Here is a 24,321-nt window from a genome sequence, read left to right as displayed (position 1 = left end):
TAAGACCCTCCGGCGCACCAGTCGGACGCCAGGATACGCCTCTCAACAGGCACGCTGGGAAGATTCGAAAACAGAAAAAATGGTCCGGGGAATTCCTTCCCCGGCCTTCGCCCTCCGCCTTCAGGCCGGTTGTGGCACAGCCAGCGGCAGGGCCAGCACCGCCTCGTCCGGTGCCAGCAGGGCCAGGGCCACCACGGACTGGGTGATGGCATCGCCGTCGGCGCGGTCGCTGTCCGCCAGGACTTCCAGTTGCTCGGGGGAGGAGCGCAGGCGGCCGCGCAGCAGGCGGAAGCAGCTGTCGTACAGGGTTTCCAGATGGCTGCGCTCGGCCGGTTCCAGCGGCACGGCGCCGGCGCGGGTGGCAAGGATCAGCACGCCGAGGCCCCGCATCGCCAGGCCGAGGCGGGAGGAGAGGCGGCCGTCATCCGTGGTGCCGCCCTCGGTGGTGGCGGCGTGCAGGATGGGGCTTGGCAGCTCGCGCGCCGCTTCGCCCTGGCCTGCCCACATGCTGCCCAGCTGCAGGGGCAGCAGCGCCCGGCGCAGCGCGGCTGCCAGCCGGGGGTCGGGGCTGCCCTGGGAATCGCCGTGCTGGGCGATGGCGTGCTGAGCGATGGCGAGGCGGGACAGCAGCAGAATCGCCGCAGCATGACCGCCGAGGTCCGGCGCCCCGCCGGGTTCGATGAAGGTGCCACCGGCATCCTGGCAGGCCAGCAGGGCGTTCAGGCCGCTGGCCAGCAGCGCGGCGTAATCCGGCCCGGCGGCTGCGGGAAGCCGCCGCATGGCGTCCAGCGACAGCAGCGCGAAGGCCAGCTCGCGCGGCCGGGGCGGGGGCGCGGCCAGGAAGGCTGGCGCGTGGCGGTCGTACCATTGCCGCATCTGCGCCAGCCGGGCCTCGCCGCCATGGCCGCTGGTGGTGGAGAACAGGATCTGCGTCGCCATGCCGTTCAGCGCGGCGCCGATATCGCGCGCCAGGCCTGGGTCCCGCCCACGCAGCGGCGCGGGGTCCCGCAACAGGCTGGCATAGGTGGCCTCGGCGCCTTGCAGGGTGCCGAAGGTCACCAGCCGCTCCTCCTCCACTGTCGCCGATTGGCCAGGGCCGAGCTGCGGGATGCGGTAGCGCGTCAGCAGCCAGTGCGGCCGGCGGGTGGACCCGGCATCGCCGGCCTTGGAGACCAGCTTGATGCTCATCAGCCGGTCGGCGGAAGGGAAGCCGAGATGCACCCCGGTCGCCAGGGGCGCCGCGGCTGTCTCGGTCAGGCTGAGCGCGTCGGCACGGCCGAGATGCAGCGTCGTCAGCTCGTCCTGCGGCTGGGAGAGCGGCAGGGTACGGCCGCCGGCGCTCAGCACCAGATGCCCGAAAGGCGTGGTGGCGGCGGACATCTCATCGAGCGCGGTGGTCAGGCGAATGTCGCGCAGCGCGACCTTGGGGGCGGTCTTCAGCATTACCCGCAGCTGCACGCGGGGATCGTCCGGCCGCACCGTGTATTCGTAGCGCAGCCGGGCGACGAAGCGCGTCCGCCGCATCAGGCCGGCGCGGGCGGAGAACAGGCTTTCGTGGAACAGCACCACGCTGCCATCCGGCTGGGGGGAAACGCCGGCATGGCTGGTGCTGTCCTCCACATCCAGGCAGTGGTTGGCGCCGCCGCTGGTGAATTCGACCAGATGGCCGGTATGCACCACCTCGGCCCCTTCCACCCCGGCCGCCGGCCGCTGGCGGAGCAGGCCGCGGGTGAGGTCGCCGGTGAACTCATAGGCGGCGGTCGAGACGCGGAAATCCTGTGGGTCCGTACTGTCGATGCGGCAGCCGGGCGTGGCGGCCTGGCGGTGCAGGATGGGGCCTTCGCCCATGGCCAGCAGGAAGTCGGTCAGCCTGTCCGCCAGCGCGGACCAGCGGTGGCGAAGCTTCGGCAGCGCCAGCAGCTCCACCGCGCGCGCCGCCGCCTCCGTCCAGGCCGCGCCGGCGGTGGGACGGTCCGCCAGCGTTTCGCGCAATGCCTGGTGGTCCTGGTCGCCCAGCCGCACGTCCTGCAGCAGGTTGCGCTCCAGGAAGGCGATCAGCGAATCCCGCTCGGGCGGACGCAGCATCTCGGGCATGGGCGAGTCCGGTCAGGTGGCGGCGCGCCAGCATAGCCCGCCACACGTTATTGTGCAGCCCTCGCCCGCACGCCGCCAGCCGCGAGGCGCGGCAAGGCAGAACCGCGTGACGGTGGCATCCGCCACCCCCTCCTCCGCCACCGCGTTCCGGCCTAACCTGCCTGCATGGGAACCCAGGATGGCGGCCGGCTTTTCTTCCAAAGCGAGGTGTTCGGCGCCCGGCGGCAGCGCCGGCCGCAGCGCTTCGCCCCGCCTGAGGGCGCGATGGTGGAGGAAGCGGCGCGCCGCACCCCGGTGCACGCGGTGTGCGACGTGCTGGTGGTCGGCGGTGGCCCCGCCGGCACCGCCGCCGCCGTGGCCGCCGCCCGCATGGGCGCCCGCACCATCCTGCTGGAACGCCACAACCACCTGGGCGGGCTTTCCACCGGCGGGCTGGTCATCTGGATCGATCGCATGACCGACTGGTCAGGCGAGTTGGTCATCCGCGGCTTCGCCGAGGAACTGCTTGCCCGCCTGCCACCGGGGGCGGTGGCCGGGCCACCGCGCGAGTCCTGGGGCTCACGCGACTCGGCCACGGCGGCGTGGTGGCAGGCGCGCACGGCGGCCTTCCACGGCGTCGTCACCCACTCCCCCACCTGCGACCCGGAATGGCTGAAGGCCACCAGCCTGGAGATGCTGCTGGAAGCAGGCGCCCACCCGATCTTCCACGCCTGGGGGGCGGAACCGGTGATGGAGGGCCAGGCGGTGCGCGGCGTGCTGTTCGAGAGCAAGCAGGGCCGCCGTGCCATCCTGGCCAACGTGACCATCGACGCCACCGGCGATGGCGACCTGTTCGCCCGTGCCGGCGCCGCGTTCGACAGCGATGCGGATGAGCGGGACATCCATCACGCCATGAACACCAGTTGGATGTTCGGCGGCGCCGACATGCCCGCCTACCTGCGCTGGCGGGCCGAGCAGCCGGCGGAATTCGCCGACTTCATGTCGCGCGGCAAGGCAGCGGTGGGGTTCTTCGACAAGGCCTTCGTGTCCTGGCGGGACGATGTCGCGCTGTTCATGGGTCCGCGCCTGGCCGGCTACTCCGCCGTGAATGTCGAGGATCTCTCCGAAGTCGAGATCACCTCCCACCGGCTGATGACGCGGCACCTGGAATTCTACCGCGCCCACGCGCCCGGCTTCGCCAACGCCTACCTGATGCTCTCCGCCCCGCAGATCGGCGTGCGCCATGCCCGCCGGGTGGCCGGCGTCTCGCCCGTGCTGCGGGAGCACTGGGACGGCCGGGTGGCGCCGGACGAGATCGGCGTCTCGCCCAGCCTGGCGCCCAAATTCGCCAATGTGTCGGTGCCCTATGGCGCGCTGGTGCCGGTGGCGGTGGATGGGCTGTTGACCCCTGGCCGCCACCTGGCCTGTGACGCCACCAGCCACTCCTTCCTGCGCGAGATCCCGCAATGCTGGCTGACCGGCCAGGCCGCTGGCGTCGCCGCCGCCCTGGCCGCCACGGCCGGGGTGGCGCCCCGCGCGGTGCCGGTTCCGGAATTGCAGGCGGCGTTGCGCGGCCAAGGGGTGTTCCTGCGGTCTGCGGCCATGGCGGGGGCGTGATGGTTGGGGGGTGGAAGTAAGGCCGAGGAAGGAATTCCCCGGACCCCTTCTTTTTTCTGCGAGTTTTCGGTTTTGGTATGGAGCGGTCGGTCTGGGCGAGGTTGGGACTTTCCACGACTGGCGGTTCAGCCCTCGTGACCTGTTTTAGATGTCATCATGGCGGCAGCCCCGAATGGAGCGGGTTCGTTTGGGTGTTTTGAGGTGGGCGGTCATCCGCGCGCCGGCTTGGCCAAGGCTTGCGCAACAGGCCGGACCATCGTTCCGCGCTGGCAGACAAAATCCCATTTCCACGCTCACTCAAAAGAGTTGGCCAGACCTCCTAAAGCGAGACGCCAACTCGCAGAAAAAGGAAGGGGTCTGGGGAATTCTTTCCCCAGCCTTCCCTCCCCCGAACCGCCCTGTCCCAGGCACCCGTCACCCCGCCACTGCCCAGGCCAGGACGGCATAGCGGCTGGTTTTGCCAAGGCTGACCAGCAGCAGGAACACCCACCATTTTTCCTTCATGACGCCGGCGACGAAGGTCAGCGGGTCGCCCACCACCGGCAGCCAGCTCAGCAGCAGCACCCAGCGGCCGCCGCGTGCGTACCAGTGCTGGGCGTGGGCCAGGGCGCGGCCGGGGACGGGGAACCAGCTTCGGTCGCGGAAGCGCTCGATACCGCGGCCGAGCGCGTAGTTGACCAGGGAGCCGGTGACGTTGCCGGCGCTGGCCACGGCCACCAGCAGCACCGGGGAGGTATCGGTTGACAGCAGCAGCCCGGCCAGCACGGCTTCGGATTGCGCCGGCAGCAGCGTGGCGGCGAGGAAGGCGGCGAGGAACAGGCCGGCGCAGGCTGCCAGCACGCTCATGTGGCTGGCGCCGGGGGCGTATCAGGCGCGGCGGGGGCGGAGCGTCCGCCACCATCGGCGGGATCGGGGCAGTCCGAAGCCAGAGGGCGGGCCATGGTCATGACCTGCAGCTTCTGTCCCGACGCCCATCCGCCCGACTTCGCGGATCCTGCGACGTGCGCGCGGGGGCCTCTTCCGCCAGCGCCAGCGATGCCCGTGCTGGCAGTGCCTGAATAGACGGTTTCCAGGCGACCGATGCCAAGAAAGGTGGCGCCCCGATGCACCGCCCCTATATCGACGGCACCAGAACAGGCAGCGCCCAGACGGACGCTGCCCAGACGGACGCTGCCTAAGCGGGCGTTCTTCGGGCGAATGTTGCTCAGACGGGAGGCTCGGCGGGCAGTTGCCGCAGGCGGATGCGCTGTGGGCGGAAGCCGTCCATGGCCGTCACCTCGAACATCAGCCCGTCGGTCTCCACCATGTCGCCCAGCACCGGCAGGCGGTCCAGCCGGCCCATCAGGTAGCCGGCGACGGTGGAGTACTGCCCGGCGCCTTCGGCCAGGCGGGTGCCCAACTGCTGGTCCAGGCTGTGCAGGTCCAGATGCGCGTCGACCAGCCAGGCGCCCTCGGCATCCTGCTCCATGCGCGGCTGGTTTTCCTCGCCTTCCTGGAACTCGCCGGCGATGGCCTCGAAGATATCGGTCGGCGTCGCGACGCCTTCCAGCGTGCCGTACTCGTCCAGCACCACGGCCATCTGCACGCGGGAGCCGCGCAGCCGTTCCATCAGCCGCAGCACGTCCATCCGGTCATGCACCAGCAGCGGCGGGCGGACGGAGCGGTCGGCATCGATGGCACCGGTCTCGATCAGGTCGCGCAACAGGTCCTTGGCCAGCGCAACGCCGACCATGTCCTCGATCGTGCCGCGCGATACCAGGAAGCGGGAATGGCCGCTTTCCAGGATGCTGCGGCGGTGTTCCTCCGGGCTGTCCTCGATATCCAGCCAGACCACCTCGTTGCGGGGCGTCATGATGGAGCGGACCGGGCGTTCGCCCAGCGCCATCACGCCCTGCACCATGGAGCGTTCCTGCGGGCCGAACACCGGCGGGGCCGCGGCGGCCTCGGCATCGCCGGGCTGCGGGTCGGATTCGACGCGGCCGCCGCCCAGCAGACGCAGCACGGCCAGCGCCGTGCGGTCCCGCAGGTCGCCCGTGGTCAGCGCGCGGGCATGGCCACGGCGGGCGACCTGGTTGAAGGCCTCGATCAGGATCGAGAAACCGATGGCGGCGTAGAGGTAGCCTTTCGGGAAGTGGAAGCCGAGCCCTTCGACGATCAGGCTGAAGCCGATCATCAGCAGGAAGCCGAGACAGAGGATCACCACCGTCGGATGCGCGGAGACGAAGCGCATCAGCGGGCGGGAGGCCGCGATCATCACGATCATCGCGACGATGACGGCGATGTACATGATGGCCAGGTGCTGGACCATGCCGACGGCGGTGATGACGCTGTCCAGCGAGAACACCGCGTCCAGCACCACGATCTGCGCGACCACCTGCCAGAAGCTGGCCCAGACCTTGGTGCCTTCCTTGGCGCCGTGGCCGCCTTCCAGCCGCTCATGCAGTTCCATCGTTGCCTTGAACAGCAGGAACAGGCCGCCGAGCACCAGGATGAGGCCGCGCCCGCTGATGGAGATGCCGGCGACGCTGAACAGCGGCGCCGTCAGGCCGACGATCCAGGAGATGGCGGCCAGCAGCCCCAGCCGCATGATCAGCGCAAGGGAGAGGCCGATGATACGGGCCTTGTTGCGCTGCTCCGGTGGCAGCTTGTCGGCCAGAATGGCGATGAAAATGAGGTTGTCGATGCCGAGCACGAGCTCGAGCACGATCAGTGTCCCCAGGCCCAGCCATGCGGTTGGGTCGGCGATCCATTCCATCGTCAGTACAGGCTCCAGATAAGGGATGAGGAAATGCGGCGGCCACCGGGGCGGCGGGGCTGCGCGTTCAGGCCAGTGGCCCGGCGGCCAGTGCCATGCGGGGCAGGGCGGCCTTCGCCGGGCAGCCCGCCTTCAAGCCCTGCGGACCGCCCGGCGTGGGACGGATGGTACCCGCGGGCACGCAGGGCCGGGAATGCCGACACTGCGGCACGCACCGGCGCGGCGCGCAGGCGCCAGGCCGGGGGCTTGGCGGCCCCACGGCAGCCAAGGCCGCCGCGCCCCGCCAGGGAACAGGCTAAATACGGTTCTAGAGAAGGTTCCGGGTCAGGCACGGTCAGGCGCGGTCACGGCGCAGGGCGCCGGCTTCCAACCGAGCCTTCACCGCCGCCTGCACCACCGGGCGAAGCCGCTGGTAGCTGACCCACAGCACCAGCACGCCGGCCATCACGGCGCCGATCGCGATCGGGTCCGGGTTCTCGCCCAGCTGCCGCGCCAGCCAGCCGCCAATCGTGCCGGGCATCAGCACCAGCGGCGCCCAGACGATGGCGGAGAGGATGTTGGCGGTCTGGAACGGCCAGTTCTTCATGCCGACCACGCCGGCCGCCAGCGGCGTCACCGCCCGCATGGGGCCGAGGAAGCGGCCGATGAACACCGCCCACCAGCCCCAGCGGCGGAACACCACCACGGACCAGGCATAGATGCGGCGGCAGGATTTCGGCAGGCGGCGGCGTACCGCATAAGGGCCGATATAGCGCGCCAGCCAGTAGCCCGCCGCATCGCCCAGGATGCCGCCGGCGATACAGGCCAGGATCACCGGGCCGGGGGACAGCATGTCGCCACCCACCAGCGCGCCCACGGCCAGCAACAGCGCCGTGGACGGCACCAGGATGCTGACGATCGGGAAGGATTCCAGAAAGGCGATGAGAAACGTCACCGGCGCGGCCCAGAAGGCGTTCGCACGCACCCAGGCCTCGAAGGCTGTCGTCCAGTCTTCCAACATGGAGGAGCGGTAACAGATCATCCCCCCCGCCGCCAGGGGCGGGATGAGCGGTTGGCCGGATTGTCATCGCACAGCAGCATGGCAGAAAGGTGGGGGAATTCCCCCACCTTTCCCCCCTGCCTGCGCGAAAGCCCCGTCTCAGTCCAGGCTGGCGCCGGATTCCTCGACCAGCTGGCGCCACACGGCCTGCTGGGCCTCGGTATAGGCGCCGTAGGCGGCCGGGGTGGCGTCGACGATGGTGGTGAAGCCGTTCGGCTCCATCTTGCCGCGGAACTCGTCGGTATCGACTACCTGCAAGATGGCCTTGTGCAGCACCGCGATGCGGTCCGCCGCCACGCCGGCCGGCACGTTCACGCCGTACCAGGACTGCATGTCGATGCCGCTGCCCGGCAGCAACTCCTTCATGCTCGGCACGTCCTTCAGGTCGGCCGAGTAGGTCACGCGCTCGGCGCTGGCGGCGGCCAGGACGCGCAGGCGGCCTTCGCGCACATGCGCCATCGACAGCGGAATGACGTCGAACATCATGTCGATGTTACCGGAGAGCAGGTCCTGCAGGGCCGGCGCGCCGCCGCGATACGGCACGTGGGTGATGTCCGTGCCCGTCACCTTGCAGACCTTGGAGATGGTCAGGTGGCTGATGGTGCCGGTGCCGGAGGAGCCCATGGTCAGCTTGCCCGGGTCCTTCTTCGCCGCCTCGATGACGTCCTGGAAGGTCTTGTAGGGGCTTTCCGACCGCACGGTCATGAACACCGTGCCGGTGGTGACGCGGGTGACGGGCGCCAGGTCCTTCACCGGGTCCAGCGGCATGGAACGGCGGTAGAGGAACTTGTTGGCGGCCATGATGGAGGCGGAGCTGAGCAGCAGGGTGTGCCCATCCTTCTCCGAGCGCGCCACTTCGGAGGCGCCGAGATTGCCGCCGGCGCCGCCGCGATTGTCGACGACCACGGTCTGGCCGAGCACGGATTGCAGCCGCTCCGCCATCAGGCGGCCGGTCAGGTCGACGGAGCCGCCGGGCGCGTAGGGCACGACGATCCGCACGGTGCGGGAGGGGAACGAACCCTGGGCACGGGCGATGCCCGGCGCGAACAGGGTGGGCGCGATGCCCGAGGTGGCTGCGGCGCCCAGCAGGGCACGACGGCTGATGGTCATGGTTTTGGGAGCTCCGGAAGGATCCGGTGCGGGGTGTGCCTCTGCCAAGGGGGCTACGACAAGGGCGTTTGTGTCATGGCCGTCATCTGGCGTGGCCCGGGCCGGATATGCGCGCGATGCCATGGCCGCCATGGCCCGGGGTGCGTCCTATTGGCCTTGCGCCCGCGCAGGACGTCCAGCCGCCGCTCCATCGCGCGGTTCACACCGCCGGTGCTTCCATGTGCCAGGCGGCCTCGCCTTGGCCAGCCGTGCCGCCATGGTTCGTCCCAAGGCCCATCAGTTCAGGAAATCCCGCAGCAGCCGGGACAGCTCCTGGTTCCGGGCGGCGCTGTGCCGGATCTCGCAATCGGCGCTCGCCAGGCCGGCCGCCGAGCCGGCGCCGAAGACATCCTCCAGCAGGCGGCAATCCGAGGCCGCGTAGCTCTCCCAGGATTTCTGAGCCTCCTCCAGCCAGCCGGCGGCGCTGTCATGGTTGGTGCCATCGGCCCCGGGGCTGGCCAGCTTGGCGCGGATCTCGCGCAGCAGGCCATCCCGCTCGGTCTGCAGCCGCTGCAGTTCCTCGCCATAGCAATGGGCGGAATCGAGGCTGGAACTGCCCTCCGCCAGGCAGGCGGCCAGCGCGCGGGACTGCGGCTCGGCCCGGCTGGCGCCCGCCGGGCTCTTGGCCTCGGCAGGCACGGCGGCCAGGAGCAAGGGCAGCAACAGGAGCATGGGGAAGCGGGTTGTCATGGCACACTCGGGATCTGGATGGCCGCGCATTGCAGGCGCCGCCCACGCTTCCGGGCAAGTACGGGGTCCGTCACCTTCCCGTGGCTGCGGGCCGGGGAAGAGGACGGCCGGGGGAATGAATTCCCCAGGACCCCCTTCTTTTTTCTGCGAGTTTGGCGTTGGCCCTTCGAAGGGAGGGGTGCCTCTCAAGGGGATTAAGAATGCGCCATGCGGGCTGAACCCGCGGGCTCCGAAGCCACAGGGCCGGACCGGGCCCTGATCAGCACCCGGCCAAACTCGAAAAGAAAAGAAGGGGCCCGGGGAATTCCTTCCCCGGCCTTCCCTATTCTCCCGAGACCTCCGCCAGCGGAAAGCGCCTACCCGCGCTTCCGCCCCAGCGCGTGCATGAGCACCGCCGCCGCCACCGAGACGTTCAGGCTCTCCACCAGGCCGGAGCCGGGCAGCGTCACCTGCCGGGCGCAGGCGGCGATGGTGGGTTCGGCCAGGCCCTGTTCCTCGTTACCCAGCACCAGGGCGATATCGCGCGTCTCCTCGCCCAGGCTTGCCAGGATGGCATCCGGCGTCTCCCCGCCCCGCGCCACGGCGGCGATGGTCAGGAAGCGCGGGGCGAGCGCGTCCAGGGCCATCGGCAGGTTGCTGGTGCGGAAGACGGACAGGGCTTCCAGGCCGCCCTCACTGGTGCGCCAGGCCGAGTCGGACAGGCTGGCCTGGCGCGGATCGCCTGAGAGCAGCAGGGCGCGGGAGCCGAAGAAGGCGGCCGAGCGGGCCACGGCGCCGAGGTTGTGCGGGTTTCCGACGCCATCCAGCACCGGCAGCAGCCCGGCCGGAAGCTGGTCCAGCGCCGTCACGGCCGGCACCAGGCGCGGCGCGGCGATGGCGACGATGCCGCCATGGTGGGCGGTGCCGGCGATGCGGGCCAGCTCCTCGGCCGGCACTTCGCGGTAGGGCTTCTTCTCGCGTGCCAGGATGGCGCAGAAGCGCCCGGCTTCCTGCCGCCGCGTCGGCAGGTAGAACAGCCGCAGCACCGCTTCCGGCCGGTGGGCGAACACGGCGGCGACGGCGATAGCGCCGCAGATCCGGTCCGGTTCCGGGGCGCGGGGACGGACGGGGCCGGGGATGAACTTGGCCGGGGGAGCGGTCTCGGCAGGGGCGTGGGGGCGGGGGGGCAGGCTCATGCGCCCGTCTGTGCCGCCCCGCGCCGGTTTCGCCAAGCGCTTTCGGCCCTTGAGCCGGGGCGTTGGGCAGCGCATCTGCTGGGGCAGCCATGCCCGATGACCTCCCCGCCCTCCGCGTCCGCCCCGATCCCTCCGACCCACGGCTGACGCGCCGCGTCTCCGGCATCGACCAGACCGGCGCGGCCATCGAGGCCAGCGTGACGGTGGAACGGCCGCTGACGCTGTACCTGAACGGGCAGGAGATCGTGACGATGATGACGATCGCCGACCGGCCGGAAGACCTGGCGCTGGGCTACCTGCTCAACCAGAACATGCTGCGGATGGATGATGAGGTGACGGCCATCGACCACGACGAGGACCTTGGCGTGGTTGTGGTGCGGACGGCGCGGCGGACGGATTTCGAGCAGAAGCTGAAGAAGAAGACGCTGACCAGCGGCTGCGCCCAGGGCACCGCCTTCGGCGACCTGATGGAGAATTTCTCTCAGGTCCGGCTGCCGGAGGCGGCCGAGCTGCGCACATCCTGGCTGTACCGCCTGCTGCACCGGATCAACACGCTGCCGACGCTGTACCTGGAAGCCGGCGCCATCCATGGCTGCGCGCTGTGCCAGGAGGACCAGCCGGTGGTCTATATGGAAGACGTCGGCCGCCATAACGCGGTGGACAAGATCGCCGGCTGGATGTTCCGGGAAGGCGTGACGGGCGGCGACAAGATCTTCTACACCACCGGCCGCCTGACGTCGGAGATGGTCATCAAGACGGTGCGGATGGGCATCCCCATCCTGGTCTCGCGCTCCGGCTTCACCGCCTGGGGGGTGGAACTGGCGCGGGAAGTGGGGCTGACGCTGATCGGCCGCTGCAAGGGCCGCCGCTTCACCGCGCTGGCGGGGGAGCACCGCATCGTCTTCGACGCCGACCTGAATTACGTCGAGGAGGAGAGCGCCCGGCACTGGCGCAAGAACTCGCGCGAGGCGACGGAGGCCCCCGATGCCTGAGGCTGACAGCGCCTTCCCCACCACCTGGGGCGTGGTGCTGGCCGGGGGGCTGGCACGGCGGATGGGCGGTGGCGACAAGCCGTTGCGCCTGCTGGCTGGCCGGCCGCTGCTGGCGCATGTGGTGGAGCGGCTGCGCCCACAGGTCTCGTCCCTGCTGCTGAATGCCAATGGCGACGCGGCCCGCTTCGCGGCCTTCGGCCTGCCCGTCATTGCCGACGGCCTGCCGGATTACCCCGGCCCGCTGGCCGGCATCCTGGCGGGGCTGGACCGGGCGGCGGAGGCGGCGCATTCGGCAGGGCCTGCGCCGGAATGGATCGTCTCCGTGCCCGGCGATTCGCCGTTCATTCCGGCCGACCTGGTGGCGCGGTTGCATGCGGCACGGCGGGCGGCGGGGGTGACGATGGCCTGCGCCCGCTCCGGCGGCTGGTCCCACCCGCCGGTGGCGCTGTGGCCGGTGGCATTGCGGCACGAGCTGCGCGACGCGCTGGAAAGCGGCGAACGCAAGATCGACCGCTGGACCGCCCGCTTCGGCTGTGCCAGCGCCGAATGGCCGGATTTGCCATTCGACCCCTTCTTCAACGCCAACACGCCTGGGGAACTGGCCGAGGCGGAAGCGCTCTTGCAGAGCCATGCCCCGGCCCCATAGCCTCCAACAACCTGCCTGAGGATCTTCGCGATGAAAGCATTTGTGAGCGGCGTGCTGGCCGCCATTGTCCTGGCCGTCGCTGCCGCCGCGGTGCTGGACACCACCGTCCAGCAAAGCGCGAGGGACGCCTACACCACCCAGGGCGCCCGGCCTTCGTAAGCGGCCGCGCCTTGGCTTGGACGGTCGGTTGAGGCGGAGGGGGTCCCCCAGCCTCATCGACATTCGGTCTCTATAGAAAAGGTCAGGGGAATGAATTCCCCTGAGACCGCATCTTCTTTCTACGAGTTTGACGTTAGGCTTTGGGACGGCGGGTAGCGCCTGGATGAAGGCCGAGGTGAGCGGAACCCGCAGCAGCCGGATGTCATGGACCTTCGGCGCGACACCGGCCGAGATTAAGAAGGCTAACGCTCCGACAACCCCATCTGAAAGTCTCCCGGAAAAAGATGGGGTCCGGGGAATTCCTTCCCCGGCCTTTACTTCCCCGACAGCCCCGGGCGCCTAGAGCCCCTTGCTGGCCTTCCGCAGCAGCCAGCCGCGCAGGCCGGGCGCCTGCTTGATGGACTGCCGCAGCGCCTTCAGCTCCGCCTCGGCTTTGGAACGCGCGAGCGAGGCCTCGACGGCGTGGCCGCGCGCCACCTGGCGGTCTTCCTCCAGCGAGGCCATGCGCTTGGCCAGCACCAGCTGGCCGGCATCGCTGCCGCCCAGTTCCACCTGTTTCAGCAGCGCCCGCGCTTCCTCCAGCTCCCGCCGCAGGCGGGAGATCTCGGCGCCCGGATCCATGGCCGGCGGAATGCCCGCGCGGCGACGCTCCATGGCGCGTTTCGGACGACCACGTCCCATCGCTGTTCTCCCTCTCTACCAAGCCAAGGGTACCAGCCCCAGCCGCGAACCGGGAGGGGCCGTTTGCCTTACGTTTGGCGATGCAGGCAACCCGGGCGGGGGGACGGCGTTGGCAACCTGTCGGCTTCCGCCCACGCCCCAGCTGGTGCGTGGCGCTGGAAGGCCGCAGCAACAGAGAAGGAGCCAGCGCAATGGCCCGTATTTCCTTGGCCCTGGCCGCCGCCGCGGTGACGGCAACGGCCACCTTCGGCATCCATTCCGCCCAGGCGCAGATGCCGGCCTACGGTACCCAGGCCCCGCCGGCCTACCAGTCCGCCCCGCCGCCGCCCACGCCGATGCAGGCCCCGATGGGCACCTATGCCGCGCCGCCGCCGGTCCCGATGGGTGCGCCCCCGATGGCCGGCGCCCCGATGGGCGCGCCACCTATGGCCGGGACGCCGATGGGCGCGCCGCCGATGGCCCGTGCCCCCATGGGGGCCGCACCCATGGGCGCCCGCCCGATGGGTGGGTCCTACACTGCCGATGGCCGCCCGGTGGTGCCGACTCCGGCGCAGCCCTTCAGCAACCTGGAACTGCCGCGCCAGGCCGTGGGTGACGGCGCCTATGGCGGCGGTGGCCTGGTGCTGGAATACCTGCCGGACGGCACCCGCCGCGTCGTCCAGCAGTAAAGTCAGCCGTGGAGCAGGCCGGGGACCGATCCCCGGCCTTTTTCCTGTCCTGACCAACGGCCGGGCGACTGCTGCCATGAAGATGGTGGGGTTATGCTGCTTGGCCTGTTCGATCCCTGTTTCCATCGTGCCGGGCCAAGCAGGAAGGGGCCCGGGGAAGGAGTTCCCCGGGCCCCTTCCTTCTTTTCCATTTTGCCGCGTGCGCTGTGTGGGGCTGGGTCCGCTGCGAAGTCAGCGGCTATGCCGAAGGCATCTGGCCTGCCTCACGGTTGTATCCTGGGCCAAGCCCGTGGCTATCGGCCCGAAAGCGCCTGAAAACCGGCGTTTCCGGCCCCCGCCATGGTCGAGAACTCGCCCGTTTATTTCGCCCCATGCATCGGCACCGGGACAACCAGAAACGCGCAGAAAGAAGATGGGAGCCTGGGGGAATTCCTTCCCCCAGCCTTCCTCTCCGCCATAAGCCGAAGGCCCCGCCTCAGCCCCCCGCCCAGATGCCCAGCCGTTCCGTGCGGGCGGAGCTTTCCGCCTGCCGCAGGTCGGGCGCCGCGTCGGTGGTGGCGCGGCCGCCGCCATTGGTCAGCACCAGTTCGGACAGGTCCCGCCCGCCCACCTTGCAGCGCCAGGTGGCGGCGTCGTTGGCTTCGCAGACGGCTTCCCGGTTGCCGATCCATTCCGCCATCGGCCCGACGAATTCCCCGCCGACGCCGACGATGCCGGCCAGACGCACCTCGCGGCCATCCACCAGCAGGGTCGCGGTATCCACCACGCGCGGCACGCCGCGCAGGGTCTGGCTGGCGGCCGGGGCGGGCGCGGCGTTGGGGGCGCCGCTGGGGGCGGCTGCGGTGCGCACGCGATCGGCTTCCTGCATGAAGGCCTGCCAGATGCGTGCGGGCAGGCCGCCGCCGCCGACATTGTTCATCGGGCTGTTGTCGTCATTGCCGACCCAGACGCCGACGACGGCATCGGCGGTCATGCCGATGAACCAGGCGTCGCGGCTGTCCTGCGTCGTACCCGTCTTGCCGGCTACCGGGCGGTCCAGCCGCGCGGCGCGGGCGGTGCCGTCGCGCACCGCTGCCTGCATCAGGTCCAGCATCGCCTGCTGCACGGCGGGGGAGACGCTGGCCGCCGGCGCGCGTTCCGGCCGCGTGTACAGCGCGCGGTCCCGCGCCCGGACTTCCTGCACCAGGTACGGCCGCACCTGGTGGCCGTAGCCGACGCTGCCGAAGGCGCCGACCATCTCGGCCAGCGTCGTCTCCGTCGTGCCCAAGGCCATGCTAGGGTTCAATGGCAGGTCGGCGGTCACGCCGAGCCGCCTGGCCATGGCCGCCACCTTGTCCCGCCCCACGGCTTCCTGCACCCGCACGGCAGCGGTGTTGATGGAGCGTGCGAAGGCCTCCCGCAGCGTCACCGTGCCGGCGAAGCGGCCATTGGCATTGCCGGGGGACCAGTTGCCGATGGTCAGCGGCGCGTCCTGGATCGTCTGGTCCGGGCGCCAGCCAGCATCCATCGCCGCCGCGTAGACGAACAGCTTGAACAGCGAGCCGGGTTGGCGCCGCGCCTGGGTGACGCGGTTGAACTGACTGCTGGCGTAATCGACCCCGCCGACGGCGGCCAGCACCGCGCCATCCGGCGCCAGGGCCAGCAGTGCGGCCTGGGTGGCGTGGTGGCGCTCCCCTTCCTTTCCGATGACGTTGGCGACGACGCGTTCCGCCAGGTCCTGCAGGCTGGGGTCCAGTGTGGTGCGGACGGAAAGGTCGAGCGGCAGCGGGCCGACCAGGCGCCTGGCTTCGGCATCTGCCCAGTCGGAGAAATAGCCGCGGCCGACCATCGGCTCCGGCGGCGCCTGCAGCGCCACGGGGGCGGCGCGGGCGGCGGCCACCTGTTCCGGCGTCGCCGCGCCCGTCTCCTGCATCACGGAGAGCACCACGTTGGCGCGGGCCTGCGCCCCCTCCAGGTTGCGGATGGGGGAGAGGGCGGAGGGCGCGCGCAGCAGGCCGGCGATCATCGCGGCCTCCGGCAGCGTCAGCTCGCCCGCAGGCTTGCCGAAGTAGCGCCGCGCCGCTGCATCAGCACCCACGGCGCCGGCACCGAAATAGGCCGCGTTCATGTAGCGGGCGAGGATCTCTTCCTTGGAGAGGCTGCGCTCCATCCAGATGGCCAGCATCGCCTCCTGCACCTTGCGGGTCAGGGTTTTCTCCTGAGACAGGAAGGTCAGCCGGGCCAGCTGCTGGGTGATGGTGCTGGCGCCTTCCCGCACCTGGCCGCGGGTGACGGCGCGCGCCAGGGCGCGGACGATGCCGCGGGCATCGACGCCGGGGTGGCTGTAGAAGCGGCGGTCCTCGATGGCGATGATGGCCTCGGACAGCGGATGCGGCAGGGCGTCGGCCGTGACCGGCTGGCCGCGCAGCACGCCGCGCGTGGCGAAGCCGGTGCCGTCGCGGTTCTCCAGGATCAGCGTGGCCGGGGTCGCCGTCGGTTCGAGCCCCCCGCCGACCGGGACCTGCAACAGGCACCAGCCCAGGAACAGCACCACCGCCGCGAAGCCGCCGCCCAGCACCGCCAGGACGCGCGGAATGGTCAGCAGGCGAAACCTGCGAGGGGGGGTGCTGCCGTCCTGTTTCGCCATGCCTGCCGCCTGCCTTCGTCCGTCACGGCCAGGACGCCGCCAACACAGACGGCAGCCCGGCCCTGGCCTGTCATTGATGCACGCGCTGCCGCGCGCAACGAGGCGGCTTGGGTACAGGCAGGCGGCCCTCCTGGCCAGCCGGACGGTGTGGCACGCTCCATGCGGGGAGGGCGGCTCAAGCAGACGTGTGTCCAAGAGCGTCGGATGCAGGGCCGGAGAAGGCCGGGGAAGGATTCCCCATCAAACTTATGGGTTTGACCCTTCATTCTTTTCCAAGTTTTGCCGGGCGAGCCGTCGGGAGTGTGGGCTGAGAGCTGGCGAGTGCGGCAGAGGTCCAGGGACCTCCCGTGCCTAACGGTTCAGCCTCTTGGCCATGTTGAAATTCTCGAAGAGCGTCCGCTCTCAGTCCCGAGGCACTGCGCCAAACCCGCAGAAAAAAGGGGCCGGGGAATTCTTTCCGCGGCCTTCCTTCGCTCATTCAGCCCGTGTCAGGACGAACCAACAGAGCCTCCGTGACTACCTTGTTACGCCCGGCATCGCGCGCCCGTTGCAGCAGGTTCGCCGCGTGCCCAAGCAGCAGCGGCGCGGCGGAGGCGAAGGCGTCGCGCGGGATGCGGGCCACCACGCCGCCGGCGCTGACGGTCAGGGTGGGGGCCGGGGCGGTGGGGGCGTGGGGCAGGGCCAGGGCGGCGATATCGTGCCGAACCTGGTCCAGCCGGCGGGCGAAGTGGCCGGTCTGCTGCATCAGCAGGGCGAAGGCGCCGCTGCCGTGGTGGGAGGTGACGTCCTGTGGCCGGCGGGCGATGCCTTGCAGCAGGGCGGCGATCTGGCGGAGCGCGGCCTCGCCGGTGCTGGTGCCGTGATGGGCCGCGTAGGCGTTGAAGTGGTCGATATCGACCAGGGCGACGCCCATCGTCTCGCCCGTGCGGGCGGCGAGGCGGCAGGCGCGGTCCAACGCGTCCTCGAAATGCCGGCGGTTGCCGAGGCCGGTCAGTGCATCCCGTGTGGTGAGGGAGGCCAGTTGGCGCGTCAGCAACGCCGCCTGCAGGTGCGCCCGCAGCCGGGCGCGTGCCACCGGGGGGCGGAGCGGCCAGGGTAGGGAATCCAGCGCTCCGAGACACAGCCCGGCCTCTTCCGCCGCTTCCTCCCCCGCCGCGACGACGAGGATGACCGGCGTGTCCGCAGCGCGTGGATGCGCCTTCAGTTGTTGCAGCAGGAGTTGCCCATGAAGAGAGGGCAGCGCGGTGGCGAGCAGGACCAGGGTGAAGTCGGACTCGGCCAGGGCAGCCAGGGTGCTCTCGGCATCGGCTGCCATCCGGGCGTGGAAGCCTTCCGGGAGCAGCCCGGCCAGCGCTGCGCGCTGGGTAGGGTCGGCGCTGGCGATCAGCACGGTCGGCGGGCCGGTCTTCGTCATGCCGGGGACGACGCCGTTGGGTGATGGGGCGGGGGTAGCAGGCCAGTAGGGCGTGGAGGAGCGGGGCGGGGCGGCATGGCGAGCCCCGGCCGGGCGAGAAGCGCCGCCAGCGGGCGGGCGCGGGGCAACTGCGGCTCCAACTCCATCAGCACGGGGCGGCGGCCCTCCATGTCTGGGCTCCAGGGGCTGTGCTGATTGCCCCGGTAGAGCGGCCTCACAGATCGTTAATGTCCAGCTGACAACTAACAGTTGAGTTGGCGTTATGCCAATACAAGCTGGCGAGGCTGTGGCCAGACAGTTCGGCATGGCGCCGGATGATGCTTCTGGCGTCTTGTAACGGTCGTCCGTTTGCCCAAGCCCAAGCCGTACGATGCGGCCAGCACCTGAGTTGCGGGGCGGCTGCCAGCGTGGTTGCCTGGGGCCAGGCCGTCGGGCGCCCGCCCGGCGCATCGATCAGCCGGAGGCCACGACGCGATGCGTGTTCCCATGCCGCATGTTTCCCGCCGATTTGGCGCAGGGGCACCGTGATGCAGGGCGCGCTTTCCATCGCGCCCGGCCTGCTGGTGGCCTTCCTGCTGGGTGCCATCGTGGGGGCGGAGCGGCAGTGGCATCAGCGCTACACCGGGCTCGCCACCCATACGCTGGTCGCGGTCGGCGCGGCGGCTTTCACCTCGATCGCAGGCCTGGTCTCGCCGGTGTCGGACGCCACGCGGCTGGGCGGCCAGGTCATCACCGGCATCGGCTTCCTGGGGGCCGGGCTGATCATGCGGGACGGCTTCAATGTCCGCGGGCTCAGTGCCGCGGCGTCCGTCTGGGCCACCGGGGCCATCGGCGCGCTGGCCGGCTATGGCCTGCTGCTGGAAGCGGCCGAGACCACCGTGCTGATCATGGTGGCCAATCTGGTCCTGCCCCGGCTGGGCCGCCTGATCGACGCCACGGCGCCCGAGCGGGAACAGACGGAGCGCTTCTACACCATCGAGCTACGCTGCGATGCGCAGGACGAGGCTGTGGTCCGCACCAAGCTGCTACAGGCGATGAACGTACGGAAACTGCGCCTGCACGGCCTGGAGAGCCACGCCATCGCCGGCAAGGGCGAAGTGCAGGTGGAGGCGGTGGTCTACAGCGCCCGGCAGGAGGACTCGCTGGTGGAGCAGCTGGTGGGTGAACTCAGCCTCTCGCCGCGGATCTTCTCCACGCGCTGGATTTCGGCGGCGACGCCTCTTTAGGCCAGGAGAAGGCCGGGGAAGGAATTCCCTATCAAACCTCCAGGTTTGATCCTTCTCTTCTTTTCGGGGTTATGGGTGTGCTGCCGAAAGGGTGCCGGCCTGGCGGGCAGGTCGGAAGTCTCTGGCCTTCGGCACCGGCTTACGCCGCCCTTACCAAGCCGCACCCGCCGATCCGCCAGCCCAACCTCAACGCGCAGGAAAAAAGAAGGGCCTGGGGAATTCCTTCCCCGGCCTTCCTCCCCCGTCAGACCTCCGCCACATCGTGCTGGAAATGCGCCGCGCCCAGCAGGCCGGTATGCGGCCGCATCACCTGGAAGATAGGCACGCCGGACAGATAGGCGGCGAAGCGGCCCTTCGCCTGGAAGCTATGGGTCAGTGCCGCGACATCCAGCAGCGGCCCAAGGTTCCGGCACAGCCCGCCCGCCACGTACACCCCGCCTTCCGCCAGCACCGTCAGCGCCAGGTTGCCCGCCGTAGCGCCGAGGATGGCGGCGAAGAGCTTCAGCGCCTCCTGGCTGATCGTGCATTGCCCGGCGGCGGCGCGTTCCGAGACCTGCTTCGGCTCCCCCAGGCGCAGTGCGTCGCCGCGGATCTCCGCCAGCGCATTGGCGATGTGCAGCAGGCCGGGGCCAGAGAGCAGCCGCTCGGCCGAGACATGGCCGTATTCCCGCCGCAGCAGCCGCAGGATCTCCGCCTGCAGGTCATCCTGCGGGGAGAAGGAAGCATGGCCGCCCTCGCTGGGCAGCACGCGCATGCCACGGCCGTTGCGCACCAGGAAGGCCACGCCCAGCCCGGTACCTGGCCCCAGCACGACGATGGGTGCGCCGGGCCGGGCCGTGCCCGGCTTCAGCGGACGCAGATCGGCGGTTTCCAGGTTGGGGATGGCCTGGGCCTGCGCGGCGAAGTCGTTGATCACCGACAGGTGCCGCAGGCCCAGCTGGTCCCGCACCGTGGGGATATTGAAGTGCCAGGGGCTGTTGGTGAAGGCCACCTCGTCGCCCACCACCGGGCAGGCCACGGCGAACACCGCCTCCGCCACCGGGCGGCTGGCCAGGTAGGCCTGCGCTGCCTCAGCCACGCCGGCATGCTCCGCCACCACCAGCTTCTGGGGGTCCTGCGGCGGGCTGCCAGGCTCGCATAGCGCGAAGCGGGCATGGGTGCCCCCGATGTCGCCGATCAGACGTAGGCTCATGCTTCCTCCTGTCCCTCCGCCCTTATAGGCGCATCGCGGTACTGGAACGCCATGGGGTGGCAAGGGGTGTCAACATCCGCGGGGCGGCGCTGGGGGAGGAAGGCTGGGGGAAGGGATTCCCCCCCCAGGCCCCCTTCTTTTGCTTTTTCGAGTTGGGCGGTGGAAGTGGGCCTTTGCCTGGGGGGCGTGAGGATGGGCCGTCTCGGGTGCCGCAGCGCCACGCCGGACCCTTAGGGAAAAGGCCGGGGAAGGAATTCCCCGGACCCCATCTTTTGTTTGCGAGTTTTCCGGGCTTGGCTGCGGGAGCGTCAGTCTCAAGCCTTGGTCGGGTGACGCCGGAGATTCATGACCTACAATGACTGCGGGCTGGCGCTTGCTCGTGATAGTCATCAATGCTGGCGCCCGCCAGTCCCCAAGCCCAAGGCCAAACGCGTAGAAAAAAGATGGGGTTTCAGGGGAATTCATTCCCCTGACCTTCCCTTCTCCAGCCCGCTGAAGGCGTGCTCCTAGGCCAGCCGCACGCCCCACGGATACGGCATGCTGCCCTTCACGAAGCCGGTCAGGTTGCTGCGATACGCGGTGCGGATGAAGAACTGGCCGAGCGGGATGGTCGCCACGTCGTCCTGCGCCTTCTTGTTGACCGCATCGGCGATGCGCTTCTGCGCGGCCTCGTCCGGCGCGTCCAGCCAGGTCTGGATCATCTCCTCCTGCTCATGGCTGGTGTACCAGCCGAACCAGCCATTGGCGCCCGGGCCCTTCACCAGGGAGGAGACGGCCGGGTTGATATAGGCCATGGCGGAGCCATAGGTGTGGAAGATGCTCCAGCCGCCCTTATCGGTGCCCTCGCGGGAGGCGCGGCGCTGGACGACGGTGCCCCAGTCGCTGTCCATCAGGTCCACGTTCATGCCCAGCCGGGTCAGCAGGTCGGCGGTCAGCTGGCCGTGCGGGCCGATCAGCGGGAAGTCGGTGGGGTTGATGATCACCACCTTCTCTCCATTGTAGCCAGACTCCGCCAGAGCGGCCTTGGCGCGGTCCAGGCCGCGCGGCGGGGCGTTGAGGGGGGAGAGGTCCTCGGTGCCGTAGGGCGTGCCGCAGGGGAACAGGCTGTGGCATTCGCGCCAGACGGAGCGGTCCTCCCCCAAAGTCGCGCCCATGTAGTCGGATTGGTTGATGGCCAGCGCCACGGCGCGGCGGACCTTCGGGTTGTTGAAGGGCGCCTGCAGGTGGTTCAGCCGCATGATGCTGAGGAAGCCGGCTGTCGCCAGCGTATCCACCTTCACGTTGCGGTTGCGCGACAGCAGCGGGATGAGGTCGGACAGCGGCTGGTCCACCCAGTCGACCTCGCCGTTGGAGAGTGCGGCGACGGCGGTGGCCGGGTCCGGCAGGATGTTCCACTCGATGCGGTTGAAATGCGCGACCTTGCCGCCGCTGGTCCAGTCCGCCACGCCATCCCGCGGCGTGTAGCCATCGAACTTGGCATAGACGCTGCGGCTGCCGGCGACGAACTCATCCTTCATGAAGCGGTACGGTCCGGATCCGACGACCTCCGACACCTGCGTGTTGGCATCGGTGCGCGCCAGCCGCTCCGGCATGATGAAGGCGACATTGGCGTCCGGCTTGGCGATGGCATCCAGCAGCAGCGGGAAGGGACGCGTCAGCTTGATCTCGATGGTGCGGTCATCCGGCGCGCCCCAGCTCTCCACCACCTTGGCCAGGATCTGGCCGAAGGGGTCGCGCTTGGACCAGCGCTCCAGGCTGGCGGCGGCATCCTTGGCCCGCACCGGCTCCCCATCATGGAAGCGCAGGCCGGGGCGCAGCGTGATGCGCCAGGTGCGCTTGTCGTCCGAGACGGTGTGGCCCTCGGCCATCTGGGGATGCGGCTTCTGCTGCGCGTCCACGCCGTAGAGCGTGTCATAGACGTGGTAGCCATGCATCTGCGTGACGATGGCGGAGGTCCAGATCGGGTCCAGCGCCGTCAGGTTGGCCTGCGGCACGAAGCGCAACGCGGCGGAACGGGCCGGCTGGGCCAGCGACGGACGGGCGAGGGCGATGCCGCCCAACGCGGCGCCCCCCTGCAACAGGGTGCGACGATGCATGATGTGATCCTCCCAGACCCCTTGTGACGGGGCTTTGAGGGGAGACTAGGACGGGATGGCCGGAAGGGGGAAGGGACCTCGGCCTCACCGTTGCCGCCGCTGGTTGGGGGAAAGCAAGGCCGGGGAAGGAATTCCCCGGGCCCCATCTTCATTTTTGTGAGTTTGGCGAAGCGCTTCGGGACTGAGAGCTGACGCTGCTTGATGATTTTATAAATGGGCGATGCAGGCTGGACGGTCAGTCGCCGGAGATCCTAGAGCAGATCACCATCAGGTGGAATCACCCGATGGCGTGAAGATGCTCTTCAAAACAACAAGCTAGAGCATTCGAAGTGAGCCTGTGCGAACGGAAATGCTCTAGACCTCCGGCGCACCCAGCTGTCTCTCATACCCAACCTCAACAGCCCCGCCAGAAAAACTCGAAAAAAGAAAAGATGGGGTCCGGGGAATTCTTTCCCCGGCCTTCGCTACCCCACCAAGATTCAGGATGACCCGATGAGCCAGCCTCCCTCCCCCTTGCTGCTGGTATTCGGTGGATTGCCCGGCACGGGAAAGACGACGCTGTCGCGCCTGCTCGCGGCCCGGCTTGGCGCCGTCTATCTGCGGATCGACACGATCGAGCAGGCGATGCGGGCGGCGGGGGCGGAGCGGATTGGCCCGGCGGGCTATGCGGTGGCCCGTGCGGTAGCGGCGGGCAACCTGCGGCTGGGCCTCCCGGTGGTGGCCGATGGGGTCAATCCGGTGCGGGAGAGCCGGCAGGCGTGGCGGCTGGTCGCCGGGCAGGAATCAGCGCGGCTGGTCGATATCCAACTCGTCTGTTCCGATGCGGCCGAGCACCGGCGGCGGGTGGAGGGCCGGGTGGCGGATATCCCGGGCCACGTCCTGCCGGATTGGGAGGCCGTGCTGCGGCATGAGTATGAGCCGCGCGACGATGAGCATCTGTCGCTGGATACGGCCGGCCTGGCCCCGGCGGAGCTGGCCGCGCGCTGCGAGGCGCATATCCGGGCTATCGCCGGCGACGAGGCGTTCGCCCTGGGCGTGGCGCGGCAGACGGCGCCGTCGAAGATGCGGTAGCCGGCCCAGCGGCGATCTGCCGCCGGGTTCAGTGGCCGAGCCAGCTGCCGGGCCGCGATCTGCGGACCAGTCAGCGGCCGGTCAACGCCGGCTGATCATCCGTTGGCCAGCGCGGCTTCAGCGCTCGTTCAGGATGGCTTCCAGCCAGGGCGGTGGCGGGTCTTCCTCCGCCGGACGGCCGCGCAGCATGCGGCCCTTGGAGAGCTCGCTGACCACGCCGTGCAGTGTGCGCAGCTCCTGCGTCGTCACCTCGCCCCGGTTGAACCAGTGGCGCAGGTTGCGCACCATGCCGGAGCGCTTCGGGTGGTTGTCCAGGAAGCCGCTGGCGTCCAGCTCCCGCACCAGGCGCTCCAGGAAGTTGTCCAGCTCGCCCTTGGTGGCGACGCCGGTCTCGTTGGTCATCAGCCGGCGGGGGGGCGTGTTGTCCTCGGCGGCGTTCCACCACTCATAGGCCAGGATCATCACCGCCTGGGCCAGGTTGAGCGACATATGGGCCGGGTTCAGCGGGTAGCGCACCAGCGTATCGGCGTGGGAGAGATCCTCCGCCTCCAGCCCCGCGCGCTCCGGCCCGAACAGGATGGCGGCGCGGTGGCCGTCCCCCCGGCAGATCTTCACCAGCTCGTCCGCGGCGCCGCGGGCGGTGTGGACGGGAATGACCACGTGGCGCGGGCGGGGGCAGGTGGCGAGCACGCGGTGGCAATCGGCCACGGCGTCCGCGACCGTGGGGTGCACCGTCGCCGCATCCAGGATGCGATCGGCGCCGGAGGAGGCGTACCACGCCCGCTCCTGCGGCCAGCCATCCCGCGGGGCGACGAGGCGCAGGTGGAACAACCCGCCATTGGCCATGGCGCGCGCGGCGGTGCCGACATTCTCGGCTAGCTGCGGGCGCACCAGGACGATGATGGGGCTTTCGCCCGGCAGGGGCGCCAGATCGGCGCCGCCATCGCGGCCGGTCATGCTGGGTCGGTCCTCGGTCATCTCGGTGGAAACATCAGGCCGCCCGGATAGCCGCCACCGGAGGCGGGGGGAAGGGGCGGCGATGGAAGGGCAGG

Annotated in this window: 20 protein-coding genes; 7 read left to right on the top strand and 13 right to left on the bottom strand. The window is 69.9% G+C overall.

Annotated features, from left to right (window positions below; translation table 11 throughout):
* Positions 1-120: 120 nt before the first annotated feature.
* A complete protein-coding gene (locus IBL26_RS15035) occupies positions 121-2,094 on the bottom strand; it encodes a hypothetical protein (RefSeq protein WP_187785313.1) in 1,974 nt (657 codons plus the stop codon).
* Between the two features lie 165 nt (positions 2,095-2,259).
* Here IBL26_RS15035 and IBL26_RS15030 point away from each other — a divergent pair, with 165 nt between their 5' ends.
* Positions 2,260-3,690: an FAD-dependent oxidoreductase gene (locus tag IBL26_RS15030; protein WP_187785312.1), complete on the top strand. Its 1,431-nt coding sequence runs from the start codon at positions 2,260-2,262 to the stop codon at positions 3,688-3,690.
* 414 nt (positions 3,691-4,104) lie between these two features.
* Here IBL26_RS15030 and IBL26_RS15025 read toward each other — a convergent pair whose 3' ends face one another.
* From IBL26_RS15025 to IBL26_RS15000, 6 genes are all read right to left on the bottom strand, one after another.
* Entirely contained in the window at positions 4,105-4,536 is a 432-nt protein-coding gene (locus tag IBL26_RS15025) for a YqaA family protein (protein ID WP_187785311.1), read from the bottom strand.
* Between the two features lie 358 nt (positions 4,537-4,894).
* Positions 4,895-6,445, bottom strand: a complete 1,551-nt coding sequence (locus tag IBL26_RS15020) for a TerC family protein (RefSeq protein ID WP_187785310.1) — start codon at positions 6,443-6,445, stop codon at positions 4,895-4,897.
* Positions 6,446-6,779: 334 nt separating this feature from the next.
* Positions 6,780-7,466 (bottom strand): DedA family protein, encoded by a 687-nt coding sequence (locus IBL26_RS15015; protein ID WP_241749409.1) that lies wholly within the window; start codon positions 7,464-7,466, stop codon positions 6,780-6,782.
* Positions 7,467-7,583: 117 nt separating this feature from the next.
* Complete coding sequence (locus tag IBL26_RS15010) at positions 7,584-8,594, bottom strand: Bug family tripartite tricarboxylate transporter substrate binding protein (RefSeq protein WP_187785309.1); 1,011 nt, start codon at positions 8,592-8,594, stop codon at positions 7,584-7,586.
* Between the two features lie 276 nt (positions 8,595-8,870).
* A complete protein-coding gene (locus IBL26_RS15005) occupies positions 8,871-9,323 on the bottom strand; it encodes a lysozyme inhibitor LprI family protein (protein ID WP_194443609.1) in 453 nt (150 codons plus the stop codon).
* Between the two features lie 356 nt (positions 9,324-9,679).
* Positions 9,680-10,498, bottom strand: coding sequence for a TrmH family RNA methyltransferase (locus tag IBL26_RS15000; protein WP_187785307.1), 819 nt, complete (start codon positions 10,496-10,498; stop codon positions 9,680-9,682).
* A gap of 89 nt (positions 10,499-10,587) precedes the next feature.
* Between IBL26_RS15000 and fdhD the strand changes: the two genes are divergently transcribed.
* Genes fdhD through IBL26_RS25940 form a run of 3 tightly spaced genes read left to right on the top strand, consistent with a single transcriptional unit; the run spans position 10,588 to position 12,295 of the window.
* The gene (gene fdhD / locus IBL26_RS14995; RefSeq protein WP_187785306.1) at positions 10,588-11,490 is read left to right on the top strand and encodes a formate dehydrogenase accessory sulfurtransferase FdhD; all 903 of its coding nucleotides are present in this window, start codon (positions 10,588-10,590) and stop codon (positions 11,488-11,490) included.
* Positions 11,483-12,136 carry a molybdenum cofactor guanylyltransferase MobA gene (mobA, locus tag IBL26_RS14990; protein WP_187785305.1) on the top strand — a complete coding sequence of 218 codons (654 nt, stop codon included), beginning with the start codon at positions 11,483-11,485 and terminating at the stop codon, positions 12,134-12,136. Before fdhD ends, mobA begins: the two co-directional genes overlap by 8 nt.
* 30 nt (positions 12,137-12,166) lie before the next feature.
* Positions 12,167-12,295, top strand: coding sequence for a hypothetical protein (locus IBL26_RS25940; protein ID WP_277817321.1), 129 nt, complete (start codon positions 12,167-12,169; stop codon positions 12,293-12,295).
* Between the two features lie 339 nt (positions 12,296-12,634).
* On the opposite strand, the gene IBL26_RS14985 is transcribed toward IBL26_RS25940, so the two are convergent.
* The gene (locus IBL26_RS14985) at positions 12,635-12,949 is read right to left on the bottom strand and encodes a hypothetical protein (protein ID WP_187785304.1); all 315 of its coding nucleotides are present in this window, start codon (positions 12,947-12,949) and stop codon (positions 12,635-12,637) included.
* Between the two features lie 218 nt (positions 12,950-13,167).
* Here IBL26_RS14985 and IBL26_RS14980 point away from each other — a divergent pair, with 218 nt between their 5' ends.
* Complete coding sequence (locus IBL26_RS14980) at positions 13,168-13,644, top strand: hypothetical protein (RefSeq protein ID WP_187785303.1); 477 nt, start codon at positions 13,168-13,170, stop codon at positions 13,642-13,644.
* Between the two features lie 475 nt (positions 13,645-14,119).
* Here the strand turns inward: IBL26_RS14980 and IBL26_RS14975 are convergent, their stop codons facing one another.
* On the bottom strand, positions 14,120-16,270 hold the full coding sequence (locus IBL26_RS14975; protein WP_187785302.1) for a PBP1A family penicillin-binding protein: 2,151 nt from the start codon (positions 16,268-16,270) through the stop codon (positions 14,120-14,122).
* Between the two features lie 478 nt (positions 16,271-16,748).
* Positions 16,749-17,684, bottom strand: coding sequence for a GGDEF domain-containing response regulator (locus IBL26_RS14970; protein WP_187785301.1), 936 nt, complete (start codon positions 17,682-17,684; stop codon positions 16,749-16,751).
* A 527-nt stretch (positions 17,685-18,211) separates the two neighbouring features.
* Here IBL26_RS14970 and IBL26_RS14965 point away from each other — a divergent pair.
* Entirely contained in the window at positions 18,212-18,910 is a 699-nt protein-coding gene (locus IBL26_RS14965) for an MgtC/SapB family protein (RefSeq protein WP_187785300.1), read from the top strand.
* A gap of 244 nt (positions 18,911-19,154) precedes the next feature.
* On the opposite strand, the gene glk is transcribed toward IBL26_RS14965, so the two are convergent.
* Complete coding sequence (gene glk, locus IBL26_RS14960) at positions 19,155-20,102, bottom strand: glucokinase (protein ID WP_187785299.1); 948 nt, start codon at positions 20,100-20,102, stop codon at positions 19,155-19,157.
* A gap of 506 nt (positions 20,103-20,608) precedes the next feature.
* Positions 20,609-22,198: an ABC transporter substrate-binding protein gene (locus tag IBL26_RS14955; protein ID WP_187785298.1), complete on the bottom strand. Its 1,590-nt coding sequence runs from the start codon at positions 22,196-22,198 to the stop codon at positions 20,609-20,611.
* A gap of 492 nt (positions 22,199-22,690) precedes the next feature.
* Here IBL26_RS14955 and IBL26_RS14950 point away from each other — a divergent pair, with 492 nt between their 5' ends.
* Positions 22,691-23,269, top strand: a complete 579-nt coding sequence (locus IBL26_RS14950) for an AAA family ATPase (protein WP_241749407.1) — start codon at positions 22,691-22,693, stop codon at positions 23,267-23,269.
* Between the two features lie 117 nt (positions 23,270-23,386).
* Here the strand turns inward: IBL26_RS14950 and IBL26_RS14945 are convergent, their stop codons facing one another.
* On the bottom strand, positions 23,387-24,226 hold the full coding sequence (locus IBL26_RS14945; RefSeq protein WP_187785345.1) for an RNA methyltransferase: 840 nt from the start codon (positions 24,224-24,226) through the stop codon (positions 23,387-23,389).
* Positions 24,227-24,321: the final 95 nt, after the last annotated feature.

Source organism: Teichococcus aerophilus (genome assembly GCF_014490485.1).
GTDB lineage: Bacteria > Pseudomonadota > Alphaproteobacteria > Acetobacterales > Acetobacteraceae > Pseudoroseomonas > Pseudoroseomonas aerophila.
The sequence above is the reverse complement of the archived record's forward strand: the minus strand, read 5'-3'. Positions and strand labels throughout refer to the sequence as shown.